Raw genomic sequence first — 19,570 nt, forward strand, 5'->3', positions numbered from 1 at the left:
GGGTGGAACCCATACCAGCCGCAGGACCCGACGACATCGGCATAGGTAGTTGGGGTTCGAGTCTTCATGCGCCGCCAGACCGGCCAGGCGCAGGGACCCGGACCGACCACCCGGCACCGGCCCACATGGCACGGAAGATGGCGCCGCGAGAGTTCCCCGCGAGAGATCGCGAAACTTCTCGAACCGACAGACTTTTTCCTACCCGGTACCGGCTCCGGCCGGTACCACCGAGCAGCCCGGAACGCCAGATATGGGTGGCGGCGCCGGGCCGGAGCGTACCTCGTGAGCGATCAGCCCACCAGTAACGAGACCACCAACGAAGAAGAATCCACGCCCGCCGCATCGGGCCGGCGCAGGCCGCGGCGGGCAACCAGGCCGGTGATGACACCAGCGGAGCGCGAAGCGGCCGAGCGGGAGCAGGCAGCCGGTGCTGCCGGCGCCGCGGAGGACGGCGCAACACCCGAGGCCGACAAGGCCGCCGCGGTCGAGGTGACCGCGCCGGACGCTGCCGACGCCGGGGATCCCGGGGGCGAGAGCGCCGAGGATACCGACGGCGAGGAGGCCGGCGAGGAGGCCCCTGCGGCCGAGACGACCGACGGCGAGAATGCGGCCGAGACGACCGACGGGGAGAACGAGGCGAACACCGACCGCGGGGACGGCGCGTTCGATGTCTTTGCTGCGCTGGGTGTGGACCCGGACGCGGCTCCGGCCGAGACCACGACCAGCGCGGCCACGGTCGATGTGACCCTGCCTGAGCGGGATGACCGGCCCAGCCGCTCGCGCAGGAGCCGCCGCAAGTCCGGCGCCGGGCCGACCAGCGACCCGGGGCCGGAGCAAACGGCCCAGGCCAAGCAGGCGAACCGCCCGGAGCAGGCAGACCAGCCCGAGCGATCGGACCAACCCGAGCAACCGGATGGTGCCGACCAGACCGGCTCGGAGGCGGAGGGCGCCGGGTCGAGTGACGACGAGAACTCGCCCCGTCTGCCGGCGACCGCCTTGCTGTTCCAGCCGCCTGATCCCTCCCGTGCACGCCGCAGCCGTCGAGCCGCCGCACCTGCCGGACCGCCGCTGATCAGCGATGAGTCGGACTCGGCACCGGCCGATGGCAGCGAGGGCGATGACCAGGACGACCAGGATGGCGAGAATGCCCAGCGGGGCTCCCGGGGTGGGGGACGCGGACGCGGCCGTCGTGGCGGTGGCCGCAGCGACACCGGCAGCACTGAGTCCGGTGGTGGCACCAAGGGGGCCGGGCAGGACGGGCCGGCCGCTGGCACCGCTGAGGACTCCGGCAGCCAGGACGGCTCGGATGAGGACCAGGACGGGTCCGGGGACGACTCGGACCAGCAGGGTGGAGGCTCCAAGCGCCGGCGCCGGCGTCGCGGTGGCCGTGGCCGCCGGCGGGGCCAGTCCGGTGGTTCGGACAGCCAGTCCGGTGACTCCGAAGACGATGAGACGGCCGATTCCGCCGCTTCCGACGGCGGCCCGAAGGATTCGGGCCGCCGATCGAAGGGTCAGGGCAAGTCGGACGCCGCGTCCGCGAAGTCGGACAGCGGGTCCGACCAGGCCGGTGACGACACCGACGGGAACGCCGATAAGGGGAATGGCAACGGCGGCAACGGCGGCGGAGGTGGAGGCGAGCAGTCCGGTTCGTCGTCCTCGCGCCGGCGTCGCCGGCGCAGCCGCGGCTCACGCGGATCGGGTTCGGATGACTCCGGCCGCGATGAGGTGACCGCGCTGAAGGGCTCCACCCGGTTGGAGGCCAAGCGACAGCGTCGACGTGACGGCAGGGATTCCCAGCGCCGCCGGTCGATCATCACCGAGGCCGAGTTCCTGGCCCGCCGGGAGTCGGTCAAGCGGGACATGGTGGTGCGCGAACGTGATGGGCGCACTCAGGTCGCGGTGCTCGAGGACGAGGTGCTCGTGGAGCACTACGTCGCTCGCAAGACGCAGGTGTCCCTGGTCGGCAACGTCTATCTGGGCCGCGTGCAGAACGTGCTGCCCTCGATGGAGGCCGCCTTCATCGACATCGGCAAGGGCCGTAACGCCGTGCTCTATGCCGGTGAGGTGAACTGGGACGCCGCAGGTCTGGAAGGGCAGCCCCGCCGGATCGAACAGGCGCTCTCCTCCGGTGACAGCGTGCTGGTGCAGGTCACTAAGGACCCCGTCGGTCACAAGGGCGCCCGGCTGACCTCCCAGATCACCCTGGCCGGCCGGTACCTGGTGCTCGTGCCCTCCGGTGCGATGACCGGGATCTCCCGGAAACTTCCCGACACCGAGCGGAACCGGTTGAAGAAGCTGCTCAAGGAGATCGTCCCGGACGATCAGGGCGTGATCGTGCGCACCGCGGCCGAGGGGGCCAGCGAGGAAGAGTTGCGCCGGGACGTGGAACGGCTGGGCAAGCAGTGGGCCGACATCGAGAAGAAGGTCGCCCGTAAGTCGCTCACCGCCCCGACCTTGCTCAAGGGTGAACCCGAGTTGTCGCTGCGGGTGGTGCGCGATGTCTTCAACGAGGACTTCAACTCCCTGACCATTTCTGGTGATGAGGCCTGGAAGACGATCTCGGAGTATGTCCAGGCGGTGGCTCCGGACCTGAGCAAGCGGGTCTACCACTGGACCGACAACAAGGACTTGTTCGCCGAGTTACGGATCGATGAGCAGATCGCCAAGGCCCTGGATCGCAAGGTCTGGTTGCCTTCGGGCGGTTCCCTCGTGATCGATGACACCGAGGCGATGACCGTGGTGGACGTCAACACCGGCAAGTTCACCGGTACTGGCGGGACCCTGGAGGAAACGGTCACCCGCAACAACCTCGAGGCCGCCGAGGAGATCGTGCGCCAACTGCGGCTGCGCGATATCGGCGGGATCATCGTGATCGACTTCATCGACATGGTGCTCGAGGCCAACCGGGACCTGGTGCTGCGCCGGCTGGTGGAGTGCCTGGGTCGGGATCGCACCCGACACCAGGTGGCCGAGGTGACCTCGCTCGGCCTGGTGCAGATGACCCGCAAACGGATCGGCCAGGGGCTGCTGGAGGCGTTCAGCGACAGTTGTGAGCACTGCAACGGTCGCGGGTACCAGATACACGCTGACCCCGTGGACCCCGACGAGCGTTCCCGGCGGGGCGGAAAGGGCAAGAGCGGCCGCGGGGATTCCGCTCCGGACGAGCAGCAGCGGGCTCAGGTGCGCGCTGCGCTGGCCAATATCGCCGCTGCAGCAGCGACCGCTCACGCCGAGCAGGACGCCAAGGAGGCCGAGACCGGGAGAACCGATGAGGCCGGCGCGTCCGCGGAGTCCGTCGACGACAAGTCCGACGAGTCCGCTGAGGACGATGACCACAAGTCCGACCAGTCCGCGAAGTCCGACGATGACGGGTCCGAGAAGGCTGAGACGTCCGACATAGCGGATGAGTCGGGTGGGTCTGACGAGGCGGGCCACGCGGGTGAACCGGGTCAACCGGACGAGGCTGACCAGCCCACTGAGGTTGACCAGCCCGACGAGGCTGACCAGCCCACTGAGGTTGGCCAGCCCGCAGCGACCGCCGAGTCCGTCGCGGCCGAGCCCGGCGGTTCCGCTGACGAGGCGGACAAGGGTGAGCAGGCCGCCGGCGGTAGTGAGTCGGACGGAGCGCAGGTACCGGAGGTACCGGCCGCAGAGCCTGAGGCTGCTCACCCGACGCCGAGCACCTGAACCAGCCTGGCTGTGTGAACCCGGGCAGTCCCGGCCGATGACGACCATCGCCCGGGACTGACCCACGCCATCGGGTCCGGACTGGCTGGGTTACCGGCCTCTCGAGCCGTTCGTCGTCTTCATGCGCCCCGGCGCGCTCCCACGGGATCGACCCTGTAACCAGGTGCGCGCCACGCGACGGACCACCACCGGGCCACCGGCCAGTAGCGCCACGGTCAGCAGGAACACCTGGTGCGTGGAACCGGAAGCGGCGATGGTGACCAGGAAGACCCCCAGCGCCCACCACATCGGCCACAGCATCGCCCGGGTGTAGGGGCCCCTGGACCGGCGCACGGAGTCGGCACCCCTACCGCTGAACGTGGGTTCGCCCAGCCGGCGCGGTGGTGTGTGCGCATCGGCCAGGTCCAGCCCGGCGCGCCGTGCGAACGCTGCCAGGCCTTCCACGTCCCCGCCGGGGGCCCACTCGGGTGCGGGGAGCACCAGGCGCCACCGCTCCAAGCGATCGGCGAAGGCGAAAGCCCATGTGTGACCTTCGTGTGTGAGGCGCACCAACGTGACCACGCCGAGGTCCTGATCGGAACCGGCGGCGAGCCACGCCTCATGCCCACCGGCTCCGCGCACTCCGATGTTCGCGCCGTCGAAGCGCAACTCTGCCCGCTGGGCGAACTGCCTGGTCGCCTCGGGGGAGCCACCCGGCCTGTACACCGCGACCATCCGTCGCCAGTCGCGGTCCAACAGCCACTGGCCGGCCCACCACGCCCACGGTTCGATCACCGCCAGCATGGCGACCAGCATGCTGATGGTCACCACCCAACCGGCCGAGTCGGACAACGCCAAGCCCAGGCCGGCGATCACGATCGCCGGTGCGGCCAGATACTGCAGCCACGGCTGCAACGGCGAGGCGGGCCCGACCTCGAGCCGGTTCCGCGTGCGGCGCCGGGCGGCCTGCTTCCGGCTCGCAGCCTGCCCCAGGTAGGGCTGCAGGTGCGGGGCAGGACGCAGCAGGTGCACCCCTGGGTGCGGGTCTGGCCCGGTGGGGCCGGACCCAGGGGCGTCGGCAGCGTTGGCAGCAGCCCGTGAGCGGCGCGAGCGTGCGGCGATACTGGGGTGGAGCGGGGGATGGGTTACGCCCCGACGCATCGGTGCCCTGAGCACCGCAGCACCGGCCACGAACCCGCCGGCCTCCAGTGCCCAGACCACCTGGGAGTGCACCGACAACTCAACCGGGGCCAGGGACGTCCATTCGGGTTGGCCGACCACCACGCCGGGCTGGGCCAGCCAATCCGCCACAGCCACCGCACCCAGGGAGTAGCCGTCCGCGCTACAGAAGTGGATCATCCCCAGGTCCTCGAACCGGTCGACCGGCAGATACCTCTGGGCCGGATCGGCCAGGAACTCGGCGGTGCCCGGCGTCGGTGGCGCCACGTGCATGAGGAAGGCGATCGGTTCGGACCCGCCGATCACCTCGTGACCGGCGTCAGTGGTCAGTTCCACCCGGTTCTGCAGGAACATCAACCGGGCGTAGCGGGCCCAGCGGGTCTGCGGGATCGCCCGCGGCGAGGAGCGCAACTCGATCCGGCCCGCAGCCGAGGGCAGCGGTGGCATCCCCGGACGCTCGAAGTCCCACACGGCCGCGGTGAACATCGCGGCAAGATGGAAGGCGGCGTCGGCGCCGTACACGACGCGGCCGGCCAGGTACAGCGCGTGCAGGGTGCCCATCGCTCCGACCTTGGTGCCGGTCAGCGCCCCAGCGGTGACCGCCAGGTGATCGCGCACCGTCACCAGGGTGGCGGCGAAACCGAACACCGGCTCGTCCTGGTGATGGTGCGGCGCCGGCTCGGATGCTACCGGCGCTCCGCCCCGCACCCGTTCCTCACCCCAGGGGGGCGGCGGGTGGCGGCGCACGGTACGCAACTGGTCCCCGTCGATGCGCCAGTTCCGGGCGTGGATCTCGAACTGCTCGAGCTGCCGCCTCAGATTGGTGAACTCCTCGCGGAGTCTGCCCTGCTCGGCCGGGAGGAACTCGATCAGTTCGGACAGGGCCTGCCAGGCCCGTGCCACCCGCTCCCGGGCGTGCACGAAGGGGTCACCGGGAAGTGCCAACAGCAGTTGCGTCGTCGTGCGCGGGTAGTGAGCCGGCAGCACCGGAGGGCGCAGCGGATCCATCGTTGAGTCAGGCATCGCCCGCCAAGATTAGCGCCCGGCAGTGCCGAACCGGCCCCACAGCAAAGGGCAGACCAGCCCATTGCGTGGCGCTGCCCCGTGTGCTGGTGCCCGGTGGGCCCGGAGCGGTGAACCTCACAGTCAGAGGCCCACATCACAGGGCGTGGGGTTTGCTCGCACTGCCCCGTTCGCGTAACCTTGGGCGTCGGTGCCTCGTGCGCCGCAACCCTTCGCATGCGCTGTGATCCTCGTGTGCCCGCCCGCTTCGTGCCGGGGCCGGCTGCAGATATCCAGCCTCGAAGGACCTCAGATGTTGTCCGCGAGAAGGAATGAGCAAACGTGGTGTACGCGATCGTCAAGGCCGGTGGCCGGCAGGAGAAGGTGTCCGTGGGTGACATCGTGGTCGTGGACCGGCTCTCCGGTGGCGCGGGCGACTCCGTGGAACTCACCCCCGTGCTGGTGGTGGACGGCGAGAAGGTGACCACCGACGCCGACGCACTGGCCAAGGTGACAGTCTCCGCCGAGATCGTCCGGGACGAGAAGGGCCCGAAGATCACGATCGGTAAGTACAAGAACAAGACCCGTTATCGCCGTCGGGCCGGTCATCGCCAGAAGTTGACCCGCCTGAAGGTCACCGGCATCGCCTAACACTCCCAGGAAGCAGGTACGTCATGGCAACGAAGAAGGGCGCGAGCTCTACCCGGAACGGCCGCGACTCCAACGCACAGCGGCTGGGAGTCAAGCGGTTCGGTGGGCAGGACGTCAAGGCCGGTGAGATCCTGGTGCGGCAGCGCGGCACCAAGTTCCACCCCGGCATCAACGTGGCTCGCGGTAGGGACGACACCCTCTACGCGCTGTCCGCAGGACAGGTTCAGTTCGGAAGCCGGCGGGGCCGCAAGGTCGTCGACGTCACGCTTGTGGACGCCTGAGATTCGACATCGGCGGGGGCGCACCGGCTAGCAGTCGGGGCGCCCCCGCTTTCGTATTCCCAGCCGGTTCCGGCGCCCGATCCACAACCACCGCCAGGAGGGTCGTGATGGCCAGTTTCGTCGACCACGTGATGCTGCACGTTCGCGGCGGTGACGGCGGCAACGGCTGCGTGTCGGTGCACCGGGAGAAGTTCAAGCCTCTGGGGGGCCCAGATGGCGCCAACGGCGGACCTGGCGGTGACGTGATCCTGCGGGTGGACAGCCAGGTCACCACGCTGCTGGACTACCACCACTCTCCGCACCGCCGCGCCGGCAACGGCACCCAGGGGATGGGGGACAACCGCACCGGCAAGAAGGGTGAGCACCTGGTCCTCGCTGTCCCCGACGGCACCGTGGTCAAGACCGCCAAGGGCGAGATCCTGGCCGACCTGGTCGGCCACGGCACCGAGTACGTCGCCGCGGCCGGGGGTAACGGCGGGCTCGGCAATGCCGCCCTGGCCTCGCGCAAACGCAAGGCTCCCGGATTCGCCCTGCTCGGGGAACCCGGGCAGGAGCGGGACCTGGTACTGGAACTCAAGACCGTGGCCGATGTGGCTCTGGTCGGCTTCCCCTCGGCGGGCAAGTCCTCCCTGATCGCGGCGATGAGCGCGGCGCGGCCCAAGATCGCCGACTACCCGTTCACCACTCTGGTACCGAACCTGGGAGTGGTCCAGGCCGGACAGGCCCGGTTCACGATGGCCGACGTGCCCGGGTTGATCCCCGGCGCCTCCCAGGGCAGGGGCTTGGGCCTGGAGTTCCTGCGACACATCGAGCGGTGTGCCGTGATCGTCCATGTGCTGGACTGCGCCACCCTGGAGCCGAACCGGGACCCGATCAGCGATCTGGACGCGATCGAGGCGGAACTGGATGCCTACAGTGCCGACGTCGGAATCGAAGGTGGCCGGGTGCCGCTGGCGCAGCGCCCCCGGTTGGTGGTGCTGAACAAGGTGGACGTGCCCGAGGCCCAGGACCTGGCCGATCTGGTGCGGCCCGACCTGGAGGCCCGTGGCCTGGAGGTGTTCGAGGTCTCCGCGGTAGCGCGCAAGGGCCTTCGGCCGCTGTCCTTCAGACTGGCCGAGATCGTGCAACAGGCCCGCGATGCCGCCCCACCGCCGGAGCCAACCCCGACGGTGCTGCGCCCCCGCGCGGTGGACGAAACCGGGTTCGCTGTCACCCGGCGCAGGAGTGACCACGAGTACTTTCTGATCACCGGAACCAAACCAGAGCGTTGGGTGCGCCAGACCGACTTCGCCAACGATGAGGCCGTGGGTTACCTCGCCGACCGGCTGGCCCGCCTGGGAGTGGAGGAGGCGCTGTTCGAAGCGGGCGCCACCCCGGGTGCGGAGGTCGTGATCGGTGACGGCCCCGAGGGCGTGGTCTTCGACTGGGAGCCGACCATGATGACCGGCCCCGAACTCCTGGGCGCTCGCGGCTCCGACGTGCGTCTGGAGGAGCGGCAGCGGCCTACTCGGGCGGAGAAACGCGAGGAGTTCCACAACCGGATGGACGCCAAGGCTGCCGCTCGCGAGGAGTTGTGGATCGACCGGGAGCAGTGAGGTCACCTCATCGGCGCGCACCGAACGGGGCCCGGGGCGCCCAGTACATGGACGGTCCCGTCCGAATCGTGATCGGGTGCGCCACAATGGTGCCGTGACCAAGACCGTGACGGACCGGCGTGAACTGGGGGACCCCGGTCGCGCCCGACGAGTCGTGGTCAAGATCGGCTCCTCCTCGCTCACCGACGCGGCTGGGCGGCTGGATGTACACAAGCTCACCGCGCTCGTCGAGGTCCTGGCCGGTCGCCGAGCCGCGGGTGGGCAGGTGGTGCTGGTCTCCTCCGGGGCCATCGCCTCAGCGCTGGGCGTCCTCGGGCTCAGCGGCCGGCCCCGGGACCTGGCAACCGCCCAGGCCGCGGCCAGCGTCGGGCAAGGGCTCTTGATGGCGCACTACACGCGCGCGTTCGGTGCCCACGGGCTCACCGTCGGCCAGGTGCTGCTCACCGTGGAGGACGTGGTGCGCCGGGCACATCACCGCAACGTCCAGCGCAACGTCGAACGACTGCTGGCGCTGGGAGTGGTGCCGGTGATCAACGAGAACGACGCCGTGGCCACCCAGGAGATCAAGTTCGGTGACAATGACCGGCTGGCCGCTCTGGTCTCGCACCTGTCCAAAGCCGACGCCCTGGTGCTGCTCACCGACGTCGACGCCCTGTACGATCGCTCGCCCCGGCTGCCCGGTGCCCGGCGGATCGCACGCGTGCGGGACCGACGAGACCTGGAGGGCATCGAGGTCACCGCACGAGGCGGGGCGGTGGGCACCGGGGGCATGGTCTCGAAGTTGGAGTCCGCCGCGATCGCCTCCGGCGCCGGGATCCCGGTGGTGGTGACCGCGGCACACAATGCCGGGGCCGTGTTGTCCGGTGAGGACGTGGGCACCTGGTTCGAGCCGGCCCGACGGCGCACCAATGCCCGGCGGCTGTGGCTGGCCCACGCCGCGCACACCGGAGGTTCGATCAGCGTCGACGAGGGTGCGGTGCAGGCGATCACTGCCGGGAAGAAGTCGCTGCTGGCGGCCGGCGTGGTGGACGTGACGGGGGAGTTCGACGCCGGCGACCCGATCGACGTGCTGGATCCAGCCGGCCGGGTGGTGGCTCGAGGCTTGGCCTCCTACAGCGCTGAGGAACTCCCTGCGCGTCTGGGCCGCACCTCGGTGCAGATGCGGGAGCAGTTCGGCCCGGATAGTGCCCGCGCGGTGGTGCACCGGGATGACCTGGTGGTGCTGGACCGCACCGACTGAGGCCGGCGAGGCGGTCGCATCAGCCGACGGCGCGCTCCGGCGTCTCGGACTGGGACCGCGTCGTGGCGACCGAATGCGCAGCCCTTAGGTAGTTGACACGGCAAGATAGTTGACACGGCAACTATCCGACTCATAGGTTGATCCCAGGTTCAGAGCGTCAGCGCCAAGTCCCGGCTTGCTGACCGGCAACCCCCCGCGCGGCGGGGTGCTCCGGGAGATGACCTGGCCGCGGGCCACATGGCCCCCGGCAAGCGCATCACCGCTCCCCGCGGTGCAGACAGAAGGATGAAGACAGCGATGCACACCGACAGGACCCTTGCGTACCAGCGACGCCACGTCTCCTGTGTGATGTGTGCGATGTGTTGCTGCTTCATGTCGGCCTGAGCCGACACCTCAACCGGCAGCCTCGGGCCCTCTGACGGCCCCTCGGCGCCACCCCTCAGCCGGTCGGTGCGCACCTGAGCCCGATGCGTGACACACCGGGCGTGCGACCCGCGCTGAGGCAGCAATGTTGAGCCCTTTCTTGCACCGAGAGTGAGCACCCCATGTCTGCTGTACCTGCATCTGTGAACGAGACCGCGTCCCTGGTCGGATTGGATCTGTCCAATGCCGGCGCGCCCCGGGACTGGCAGCGCGAGCGCAACGCCGAGACCGAGCAATTCATCATGGGCCGCCTGGCCGGCCTGGCCTCCCTCGCCGACCGGGGCGGGGTGGACCTGATCTCGCTGGATGAGACATTCCGGCTCGGTGGTAAGCGGCGCCGGGACGCCTGGCTGGACGGGGCGCTGGCTACCTCCCGCCTTGCCCGGCACACCACCCGGGCCGCCCTGGTGGCCACAGTTCCGCTGGGCATCACGCGCCCCGAACACGTCGCTGGTGCCATCGCCTCGGTGCACCGGGCCAGTGCCCAGCGCGCGGGCTGGCAGCTCGAGCAGGGCGCCACCGCCCAGGGCACCGGTGCGCGCACGGTGGATGCGGTGCTGGACGCGCCGGTGGCCGCCCCCCGCAAGCGCACCGTGGATGATGTGGTTCGCGAACCGGTCCGTCCACTGGTGGTGGTACCGGTGCGCAACGGTGTGGACGCCGAGCTGGCTGCGGCGCGCGCTGACGTGGCACGGCTGTCGGTGGCAACCCTGGAGGAGGCCCGTGCCGCCCGGGCTGCGATCCGTGAAGCGGCAATCGAGTGGGGCCGGGCACCCGGTGACGTCAAGGTGTTGGTCGATGTGCACACGGTGATCTCCGCCGATCGGGCCAGCGCACAGGCACGCTGGGACCTGCTGTCCTCACTGGAATTGCCTTCCGGGCTGCCGGCTCTGCGCACCATCGGGACCGCCGAGGACCTCGCCACGCTCTGGAACGCGTGGGTCCGGGCCGGCGGAGCCGACGGGTTCACCGTGGTGCCGGCCTCGGTACCCACCGATGTGGTGGCTCTGGCCCAGGACCTGCTGCCGGCGCTGACCGAACTCGGGCTGCGTACGCCGGCGACGGCTCCGGTCACGCCCGCGGCGACGCCTGCTCGCTCCCGGCGTGCCCCGGTGCGGGTGCGATGAGCCGTCCTTCTCAGGCGGTCCGGCCGGCCAGTCGTTCTCGGGCAACAGGTCGCGTAGCGGTGCCGAGCGCCCCGGGCCGAGGATCACCTGGGTGTCGATGTTCGCCGGGTCGATCTGTCGGATGAACTCGCGGCAGCGTCCGCACGGTGAGACCACGTGCAGGGTGCCGGCCTCATCGCGCCACACTGCCACGATCTGGGCGATACGGAACTCTCCGGCCGTCACCATCGCGGCGATAGCGGCGTGTTCGGCGCAGAAGCCGGTTCCGCACGGGGTGTCGATGCACACCCCTGAGTACCGCGCTCCGGCGGCCGTCACCAGGGTGGCTGCGACATCACCCGACTTCCGGTCCTCCGCCTCGCTGGGGTTCAGGTATTCCTGGGCCGAAGCGATCAGGGAGGAGAACGACGCGGTGTCCATAGGCACGATCCTAGAGGGAACCGGTGTGGCAGCCCTCGCCGGTTCCCGTGGCGGACGGGCCCGGATCGACGGCCGCAGCGCACCGGCCGCGGCCTGGGAGCGCGGCGGCGGCGTAGGCTTGGCTGCATGACTCAGACGACGGCGCAGCCCGCTGCGGACGTGACGGCGCAGGTGCAGCAGGTGGCCACCGACGCGAAGGTGGCCGCCCGCGACCTGGCGCGGGCCACCCGGGCCACCAAGGACGCCGCGCTGCACCGGATGGCCGATGCGTTGGTGGGTGCCTCCGAACGGATCGTGGCTGCCAACGATGTGGACGTGCGCCGGGAGGAGGCCGGCGGGATGAGCCCGGGCCTGCTGGACCGGCTCACCCTGGACGCCGGCCGCGTCGAGGGGATCGCCGAGGCGTTGCGGGACCTGGCCGCCCTGCCGGACCCGGTGGGAGAGGTGTTGCACGGTTCCACGTTGCCCAACGGGTTGCGGGTGCGGCAGGTGCGGGTACCCATGGGCGTGGTGGGCATGATCTACGAGGCACGCCCGAACGTCACAGTCGATGCCGCCGGCCTGGCACTCAAGAGCGGGAACGCGGTGGTGCTGCGCGGGGGTTCGGCCGCCGCGCAGTCCAACCAGGAGATCGTGGCGGTCCTGGGTGAGGCACTGGAGCAGGCCGGCCTGCCCGCTGACCTGGTGCAGTCCATTGACGCCTACGGGCGCGCCGGCGCCCAGGCGCTGATGCGGGCCCGTGGGCTCATCGACGTACTGATCCCCCGCGGCGGGGCCGGACTGATCCAGACGGTGGTGACCGAATCCACGGTGCCGGTGATCGAGACCGGGGTGGGCAACTGCCACCTGTACGTCGATGCCGGCGCGCCGCTGGATCAGGCGCTGTCCCTGTTGCTGAACTCCAAGACCCACCGGTTAGGGGTGTGCAACGCCCTGGAGACCCTGCTGGTCCACGCCGAAGCCGCTGCGGACTTCATGCCCGCGGCCCTTGACGCCCTGGACGGCGCCGGGGTGCGGATCCACGGTGACGAGCGCACCCGCACCCTGGCCCCGGGCAACGTCGAGGTGCTCCCGGCGACCGAGCAGGACTGGTCCACCGAGTACCTCAGCGCCGACCTGGCCGTGGCCGTGGTCGATGACATCGATGCCGCCCTGGAGCACATCCGCACCTACTCCTCCGGGCACACCGACGCCATCTGTACCACCGACACCCGGAGTGTGGCACGGTTCACCACCGAGGTGGATTCAGCCGCCGTGATGGTTAATGCCTCCACCCGGTTCACCGACGGCGCCCAACTCGGCCTCGGCGCGGAGATCGGGATCTCCACCCAGAAACTGCACGCACGCGGACCGATGGGCCTGACCGAGTTGACCACCACCACCTGGGTGGTGGAGGGAGACGGGCACATCCGAACCTGAGCGGCTGACGGTGAGGCGCATCCGCGCAGGCCTGCCCGGACCGCGGCGTGGCCCGGCAGGTGGTCGGCGTCAGCTGGGCGGTAGAGTTGTGTCTCGGATGATCGACGGCGCAGCGCCCCTGGTATGGCGCGCGTCACCGGGGTGGTAGGAACCCGGGCGGGAACGTGCGAAACTGTGGCTGTAGAGCCAGGAACAGAGAGGACCGGAGTCGATGAGCAGTTCGCTGCTGACCTTCACCGCATTGGCCGCTGAGGCATCGAACATGCCCATGCCGCCCGTGGGGTATGGAGTAGTGTCCATCACCATCTTGATGTTCCTGCTCTTGGTGACGCTCGCCTTCCGCTCGGTTGGTACCCGCCAGCGTCACAAGTGAGACTGCCCGATTACACAGTGTCGGAGTTGACGTGAGCACACCCACGCGCACCCGGATCGGGATCATGGGCGGCACGTTCGACCCGATCCACCATGGTCACCTGGTTGCCGCCAGCGAGGTGGCCGACGAGTTCGATCTGGACGAGGTCATCTTCGTGCCCACCGGCGCGCAGCCCTTCAAGTCGGACCGCGACGTGACCCTGGCCGAGCACCGGTACCTGATGACCGTGATCGCTACCGCCTCCAACCCCCGGTTCACGGTCTCGCGGGTCGACATCGACCGCGGCGGGGTGACCTTCACCGTCGATACGTTGCGGGACCTGCACAAGACCTTCCCGGAAGCGGAGTTGTTCTTCATCACCGGCGCCGATGCGCTGGGCCAGATCCTGCAGTGGAAGGACTCCCCGGAACTGTGGGAGTTGGCCCACTTCGTGGGAGTCACCCGCCCGGGGCACGAACTCAGCGGTCAGGACCTACCCGATGGTGAGTACTCCCTACTGGAGATTCCCGCGATGGCGATTTCCTCGACCGACTGCCGCGCACGGGTCTCGGAGAACAAGCCGGTGTGGTACCTGGTACCCGACGGCGTGGTGCAGTACATCGCCAAGCACGGCCTGTACCGCGACCCAGCCACGTTCCACCGGCCGGAGTTGGGTGTCAGCACTGACGGGAGGGACAGTGACGCGGTGGCGGTGACCTCGGCGTGAACCAGCCTGTCGACCCGAACGAGGACACCACCACGGCCGGTCTGGGGGAGCGACGCCGACGGCGTGAGGCCGAGCGGGCCCGCGCCCGCGCGGCGGGCCGGGCGGAGGAGCGTCCCCTGACACGGCGCGAACGGCGCGCCCGTGATGAGGCGCTGGCCAGCGGTGCCCTGACCTATGGGCCCGACGGTCTGGTACCCACCTCGGAGTTCGAGCGGATCGAGGCCGAGAGCCTGTCGGCCGCCTCGGCCGCCGAACCGGCGAGCGCTGCTTCAGCGGCCTCGGCTACGGATCCGCCGCCCCGCAGCAGACGGGCGCGCCGGGAAGCCGAGCGGGCCGCCACCGCGGCCTCGGCTGTGTCGGCACTGTCCGCGCCGTCGGCGACCGAGCCGCCCGCACAGCCGAAGACAGACCGGACCGAGGAACCGGTGCGTCGACGTGAGCCTGACGGTCCCACAGCCGGGAGCGATCCCGGGCAGACGGCAGCCCAGCGTGAGCCGGAGGAGCCTGCGGCGGGGAGCGTGCCGGAGGAGGCCGCGGCTGACCGGGCTTCGGAGGAGGCCGAGGAGCGGCGTGAGCCGCAGGAGCCTGCGGCCGGGCGTACCTCCGAGGATCAGGAGACCCGGTCCGAGCCCGAGCAACGGGAGGGGAGTCCGGCGATGCCGAGCGCGCCCTCGCCCGACGGCGGCCCGGCGACGGCGCTGATGGTGCCGGTGTCCCGCAAGTCCCTGCGGGACAAGCGAGCCGCGGCGCCGGCACCGCCCACGATGGATGCCCGGCCGGCCGAACGCACCAGTACCGGCCGGCGTCCGGTGGTGCGGCCACCGGCCTCGGTGCGGGCCCGCCGCGGGGTCGACGGATCAGGGGAACTGACGGCCATCCAGCGCGCGGTCCGCGAGGCGAACACCGCGGCCGAGGGCATCGCGGTGGGGGAGCAGGGTGAATCCTCGTCCCCGACCTCCTGGCACTCGGCTGTGGACATCCCGGCGGTCAGTTACGAGGTGAGCCAGCAGACGGTGCGCCCCGGGGCCACCGCCGCTTCCGCGCCGACGGCCCGTTCGGACTCTGACACGGTTTCCGCACCGAGCGGTGACTCCGGTCCTCCCGCAGTTTCCGCACCGAGCGGTGACTCCGGTCCTCCCGCAGTTTCCGCACCGAGCGGTGACTCCGGTCCTCCCGCAGTTTCCGCACCGACGGCTGGCTCCGGTTCGAGCGCGGCTTCCGCGCCCACGACCGACTCCGGTCCCACCGCGGTTTCCGCACCGAGCGCAGACTCCGGACCGGCCGCGGCTTCCGCGCCGACACCGTCCCGAGCGCCCGAGGTGACCTCACCGCAGGAGCCGCACTCGCCGTCGTCGGCCCCTTCGGTAGCCAGCGCCGACACCGAGGACGACGACGGCGCCTTCGACATGACGCCGCGCTGGGAGTCGCTGCAGCGGGCCGCGGCCCTGCGGGCCAGGGCCGACGCCGAGCCGGCGGCACGCCCCACGCCACCGTTGCGCACCTCGGCGATGCGCTCGGCTGAAGTCGGCGAACCTCCGGTACAGCCGGTGGGCCCTGCGGAGGAGGAGGCCCCCGAGGACGAACTCCACGAGGCCGAGGCACGCAAGACGCCCGGCTGGCTGTTCGCGCTGCAGATGCTGGTGTTGGTTCTGGTGATCGCGATCCTCGGGGCGTTGGTGTACCTGTTCGCCACCGGGGACCTGTTCGGGGACGACGACGCCGCTGTCCTCGGACTGTCCGGTTCCGTCCTCTGGTCAACGGGCCGCTGAGGCGGCCCGGGCCGTAGACTGGGTTCGACCAGGGCGTCTACCCGAGGAGAACCGTGCCCGCTGACGAACGAGCCATCGAACTGACCGAGGTGGCCGCACTCGCGGCCGCGAACCTCAAGGCGGAGGAGATCATCGCCCTCGACGTCTCCGAGCGGCTCGTGCTCACCGACGTCTTCGTGGTGGCCTCGGGCAGCAGTGAACGGCAGGTGCGCTCGATCGTCGATGCGGTGGAGGAGGCACTGGCCGACCACGGCGCGAAACCGGTGCGCCGCGAGGGTGTGGCTGAGGCACGCTGGGTGCTGCTGGACTTCGGCGACATCGTCGTGCACATCCAGCACGCCGAGGACCGGGTCTACTACGCGCTGGAACGGCTCTGGAAGGACTGCCCGGTCATCGAACTGCCCGAGCAGGTCCGGGCCGGCGCTCAGGGTGACGGTGCCGGGCAGGCATGAGCGCCACCATCCTGTTCTGGCGTCACGGCCAGACCGATTACAACGCCCAGGGGCGGCTGCAGGGCCAGGTGGATATCCCTCTGAACGAGGTGGGCCGGGCCCAGGCGCTCGCGGCCGCGCCGGCTTTGAGCCAGATCGAACCCGTCGCGATCATCTCCTCGGACCTGATGCGGGCGCGCGATACCGCCGAGTACCTCGCTGAACGGACCGGGGTGGCGGTGAGCACGGACGCGCGGTTGCGGGAACGCAACTTCGGTGCCTGGGAGGGTCTGACGCACGAGGAGATGCGCGCCGGGTGGGCCGACGCCTTCGCCGTATGGCGTGATGGTGGTCACCCTGCGGGCATCGGGGCCGAGACTCGTTCGGCGCTCGGGCAGCGTGTGGCGCAGGCAGCCGCGGAGGCATCCGCGGGCTACGAGGAAGGCGGGGTGGTCGTGTTGGTGGCCCATGGGGCCGCGATTAGCGCGGGATTAGTGGCTTTGCTGGGCCACGATCCGGAGACCTGGCACGGCATCACCGGAATCGGCAACTGCCACTGGAGTGTGGTGCGCCCGAACGACGGCGCCGAGCCGGGCTGGCGGATGACCGCGCACAACGCCGGCGGGGGTCTGGTCGATTTTCCCCAAGGGGCCAGGATCGTCTAGAGTATCTCTCGCCTGCACAGGCACCCGGGGCTATGGCGCAGTTGGTAGCGCGCTTCCATGGCATGGAAGAGGTCGGGGGTTCGAATCCCCCTAGCTCCACTCACGTTGACTGAGCGACCGATGTGCGCGTCAAGGTGAATCGCCCCCCGAGACGCATAGTGCTCGCTGCTTTCGTTCGCGCGATTCCAACGGATCCGTCAGTGCGGTGAGGCCGCACGCGATCAGACAGCGCACGATGCTGCGCGTGATAGCGGAACCTCCGACCGTGGCCAGACCGGCGCGAAGGGGGGAACTCTGCTTGATCATGGTTCTGCACTCCTGAGCGTTGAGCCCGGCGGGAGTCGCCTCCCGCCGGGCGAGTGGTTGACGTCAGTTGCCACCTGGCTCGGCGCTGCCCGCCCCGGCGGGCTCTGGCTCGCCGGCAGCGGCCGACATACGCAGTGTGACGAACGCCAGGATTGCCCCGGCCAGGGCGATCCCAGCCGCACCGATGAATGCCGCCGAGAAGCCGTTCGTCAGCGCGGAGGCGTTGCCGAGTCGATCTGCCCCGTACACGGCGGCTACCGCTGTCATCGCAGCCAGACCGAGGGCGGAACCGACTTGGTAACTGGTGTTGACGATGCCTGCGGCCAGTCCGCCTTCCTCCGGTCGGGCTGAGGAGATCGCCGTTCCCAACGAGGGGATGAAGGCCAGCGACATACCGAGCGCCGCCACCAACGATGCCGGCAGGACGTCTGCCCAGTAGTTGCCATCCGGTCGAATTTGCGACAGCCAGCCAAGTCCGACGGCGAGGGTCAGTAGTCCGGCCACGATGGGGACCTTGGGACCGAACTTGCCTATTACGCGCGGTGCCAGCACGATCATGCCGAGCATGATCAGGCCTGTCATCGGCAGTAGTGCCGCGCCGGACGGGAATGCGGTGTATTCGAGAACCTGCTGCAGGTAGAGGTTGAGGAAGAACCACATCGGGATCCACGCTCCACCCAGCAGCACCTGAGCGAGGTTGGCGGCACCGAGGTTGGGGGTGCGGAAGATCGAAAGTCGCATCAGCGGCTCGCGGCGGACACCCTGAGAGATCACGAACGCCACCAGTAGCACGGCGGCGATACTCAACGCGATCCAGGTCTCACCAGAGCCCCAGCCTGCCTCGGGCGCACGGACGATTCCGTAGACCGCGGCGGCCAGGCCGAGCGTGACGGTGAGGGCGCCGAAGACGTCCACCGATCCCCGGGAACCCAAGGAACCGCCCGGCATCAGGACCCGGTTACCGATCAGGGCGATGATGGCGATGGGGATGTTGATGTAGAAGACCCAGGGCCACGAGATGTACTCGGTGATCACGCCGCCCAGGAACACGCCGGCAGTACCGCCGGCCGGTGCTGCCGCCCCGTACAACGCGAGAGCCTTGGTGAGTTCCTTGGGGTTAGCCCCGAAGATCATCATCAGCAAGGTCAGCGCAGATGGGGCGATGAGTGCGGCACCCACACCCTGGATGGCGCGACCGGTCAGTTCGACGCCGACACTGCCGGCGAGGCCCGCGACGAGCGAACCGGCGAGTAGGACGAACCATCCGGTGCCGAATATGCGACGGGCGCCGAAGAGGTCCGCCAGCCGGCCGCCGAGCAACAGCAGCCCGCCCAGGGCGATGACATAGGCGTTGAATACCCAGGACAGGTTGTGTTGGGTGAATCCCAGGTCGGCCTGCATGCGTGGCAGGGCAACGCCGATGATCGAGGTGTCCATGATGACCATGAACTGTGCGGTGGCAATCAGAGCCAGAGCCCACCATCTGGTGGTGCTCCGCTGATTCTTGACTGTAGTAGTCATGGTGTACTCCATACGGGTAGGGGGTATGGGTAATTCGATCGAGCCTGCTGGTATTCCCAGGCTTCGGATTCGGGCTTGGCCCCCGTCCACCGCCGGCACTAGGCACTTGATTTATACCCCAGGGGGGTATAGCGTGCACTGGATCCCGGGCTCATCGGCGCGGGACCAGTGCCACCGGAAGGACAACTAAGGAGCACGCTCATGCCTCGACTCACCCGTCTCGCCCCCGACACGGCGGTTGGCGCAGCCCGCGACCTGTTGGGCGACCTCGTATCCCGGCACGGCCGAGTCAGCGACATGGTTGCCACCATGGCGCACTCGCCAGCAGTCCTGGGTGGCTACCTGCAGTTGAGCCGCGCGATGAAGAGAGCCAAGCTCGACAGGAAGATCAGTGAGCGGATCTCGATCGCAATCCAGGAACAGCAAGGATGCGACCTGTGCCTCGAAGCGCACATCGACGCCGCGCGCGGGCTCGGCGTCGACGACCACGAGATCGAACGCGCCCGCGCCGGGACATCGGAAGATCCCGCGATTGCCGCCATCATCGAACTCGGGCTGCAGGTCTACCGCGAGCCGACCGCCATCACCGATGAACAGATCGAGCGTCTCCGTGGCGCCGGTTACCGTGATCGGGAGATCGCCGATGTCGTCGGCGTCGTCTCCCTCAACGTCCTGACCGGCGCATTCAACCTGGTCGCTGGTTTGAAACCGGGCGTTGTGACCGAGTCCACGTACTGACCCCGCGCCGCCTGATCCATCGTCGGCACTGACCAGGAGGGAGCCATCCCGGCGGTCC

Annotated in this window: 16 protein-coding genes, 1 tRNA gene, 1 pseudogene and 1 riboswitch; of the genes and pseudogenes, 15 read left to right on the forward strand and 3 right to left on the reverse strand. The window is 69.6% G+C overall.

From position 1 onward, the window contains the following. Nucleotides 1-282 precede the first annotated feature (282 nt). On the forward strand, nt 283-3,687 hold the full coding sequence (locus tag ACPL7H_RS04460) for an Rne/Rng family ribonuclease (RefSeq protein ID WP_424795895.1): 3,405 nt from the start codon (nt 283-285) through the stop codon (nt 3,685-3,687). Nucleotides 3,688-3,777: 90 nt separating this feature from the next. Here the strand turns inward: ACPL7H_RS04460 and ACPL7H_RS04465 are convergent, their stop codons facing one another. Next, a complete protein-coding gene (locus ACPL7H_RS04465; protein WP_424795896.1) occupies nt 3,778-5,868 on the reverse strand; it encodes a hypothetical protein in 2,091 nt (696 codons plus the stop codon). 321 nt (nt 5,869-6,189) lie between these two features. Between ACPL7H_RS04465 and rplU the strand changes: the two genes are divergently transcribed. The 5 genes from rplU to ACPL7H_RS04490 all read left to right on the forward strand — a co-directional run bounded on the left by rplU (nt 6,190) and on the right by ACPL7H_RS04490 (nt 11,164). After that, nucleotides 6,190-6,498, forward strand: a complete 309-nt coding sequence (gene rplU, locus ACPL7H_RS04470) for a 50S ribosomal protein L21 (RefSeq protein WP_424795897.1) — start codon at nt 6,190-6,192, stop codon at nt 6,496-6,498. Between the two features lie 23 nt (nt 6,499-6,521). Continuing rightward, complete coding sequence (rpmA, locus tag ACPL7H_RS04475; protein ID WP_424788809.1) at nt 6,522-6,779, forward strand: 50S ribosomal protein L27; 258 nt, start codon at nt 6,522-6,524, stop codon at nt 6,777-6,779. Between the two features lie 107 nt (nt 6,780-6,886). Further along, on the forward strand, nt 6,887-8,374 hold the full coding sequence (gene obgE, locus ACPL7H_RS04480; protein WP_424795898.1) for a GTPase ObgE: 1,488 nt from the start codon (nt 6,887-6,889) through the stop codon (nt 8,372-8,374). Between the two features lie 94 nt (nt 8,375-8,468). After that, complete coding sequence (gene proB / locus ACPL7H_RS04485; RefSeq protein WP_424795899.1) at nt 8,469-9,614, forward strand: glutamate 5-kinase; 1,146 nt, start codon at nt 8,469-8,471, stop codon at nt 9,612-9,614. Nucleotides 9,615-9,760: 146 nt separating this feature from the next. Beyond that, nucleotides 9,761-9,874, forward strand: a riboswitch (SAM riboswitch). A 285-nt stretch (nt 9,875-10,159) separates the two neighbouring features. Next, nucleotides 10,160-11,164, forward strand: a complete 1,005-nt coding sequence (locus ACPL7H_RS04490) for a hypothetical protein (RefSeq protein ID WP_424788806.1) — start codon at nt 10,160-10,162, stop codon at nt 11,162-11,164. Nucleotides 11,165-11,326: 162 nt separating this feature from the next. Here ACPL7H_RS04490 and ACPL7H_RS04495 read toward each other — a convergent pair. After that, nucleotides 11,327-11,482: pseudogene (locus tag ACPL7H_RS04495) on the reverse strand (cytidine deaminase family protein); the annotation flags it as partial. Here ACPL7H_RS04495 and ACPL7H_RS04500 point away from each other — a divergent pair. The 8 genes from ACPL7H_RS04500 to ACPL7H_RS04535 all read left to right on the forward strand — a co-directional run bounded on the left by ACPL7H_RS04500 (nt 11,445) and on the right by ACPL7H_RS04535 (nt 17,046). Further along, nucleotides 11,445-11,714, forward strand: a complete 270-nt coding sequence (locus ACPL7H_RS04500; RefSeq protein WP_424796341.1) for a hypothetical protein — start codon at nt 11,445-11,447, stop codon at nt 11,712-11,714. The pseudogene ACPL7H_RS04495 and the gene ACPL7H_RS04500 sit on opposite strands and share 38 nt — an antisense overlap. Continuing rightward, the gene (locus tag ACPL7H_RS04505) at nt 11,711-13,003 is read left to right on the forward strand and encodes a glutamate-5-semialdehyde dehydrogenase (protein WP_424795901.1); all 1,293 of its coding nucleotides are present in this window, start codon (nt 11,711-11,713) and stop codon (nt 13,001-13,003) included. The genes ACPL7H_RS04500 and ACPL7H_RS04505 overlap by 4 nt, the downstream gene beginning before the upstream one ends. Before the next feature lie 211 nt (nt 13,004-13,214). Beyond that, entirely contained in the window at nt 13,215-13,376 is a 162-nt protein-coding gene (locus ACPL7H_RS04510; RefSeq protein WP_424795902.1) for a hypothetical protein, read from the forward strand. A gap of 31 nt (nt 13,377-13,407) precedes the next feature. Beyond that, nucleotides 13,408-14,082 (forward strand): nicotinate-nucleotide adenylyltransferase, encoded by a 675-nt coding sequence (gene nadD / locus ACPL7H_RS04515; protein WP_424795903.1) that lies wholly within the window; start codon nt 13,408-13,410, stop codon nt 14,080-14,082. Continuing rightward, on the forward strand, nt 14,079-15,851 hold the full coding sequence (locus ACPL7H_RS04520) for a hypothetical protein (RefSeq protein WP_424795904.1): 1,773 nt from the start codon (nt 14,079-14,081) through the stop codon (nt 15,849-15,851). Before nadD ends, ACPL7H_RS04520 begins: the two co-directional genes overlap by 4 nt. A gap of 53 nt (nt 15,852-15,904) precedes the next feature. Beyond that, nucleotides 15,905-16,303: a ribosome silencing factor gene (gene rsfS / locus ACPL7H_RS04525; protein WP_424795905.1), complete on the forward strand. Its 399-nt coding sequence runs from the start codon at nt 15,905-15,907 to the stop codon at nt 16,301-16,303. After that, the gene (locus ACPL7H_RS04530) at nt 16,300-16,947 is read left to right on the forward strand and encodes a histidine phosphatase family protein (protein ID WP_424795906.1); all 648 of its coding nucleotides are present in this window, start codon (nt 16,300-16,302) and stop codon (nt 16,945-16,947) included. The genes rsfS and ACPL7H_RS04530 overlap by 4 nt, the downstream gene beginning before the upstream one ends. A gap of 26 nt (nt 16,948-16,973) precedes the next feature. Further along, nucleotides 16,974-17,046, forward strand: a tRNA-Ala gene (locus ACPL7H_RS04535). A 270-nt stretch (nt 17,047-17,316) separates the two neighbouring features. On the opposite strand, the gene ACPL7H_RS04540 is transcribed toward ACPL7H_RS04535, so the two are convergent. Continuing rightward, nucleotides 17,317-18,774 carry a DHA2 family efflux MFS transporter permease subunit gene (locus tag ACPL7H_RS04540; RefSeq protein ID WP_424795907.1) on the reverse strand — a complete coding sequence of 486 codons (1,458 nt, stop codon included), beginning with the start codon at nt 18,772-18,774 and terminating at the stop codon, nt 17,317-17,319. 201 nt (nt 18,775-18,975) lie between these two features. Here ACPL7H_RS04540 and ACPL7H_RS04545 point away from each other — a divergent pair, with 201 nt between their 5' ends. Then, nucleotides 18,976-19,512 carry a carboxymuconolactone decarboxylase family protein gene (locus ACPL7H_RS04545; RefSeq protein WP_424795908.1) on the forward strand — a complete coding sequence of 179 codons (537 nt, stop codon included), beginning with the start codon at nt 18,976-18,978 and terminating at the stop codon, nt 19,510-19,512. Nucleotides 19,513-19,570 lie beyond the last annotated feature (58 nt).

Origin of the sequence: Pseudactinotalea sp. Z1732, from assembly GCF_049724975.1 — a bacterium.
GTDB lineage: Bacteria > Actinomycetota > Actinomycetes > Actinomycetales > Beutenbergiaceae > CALKWS01.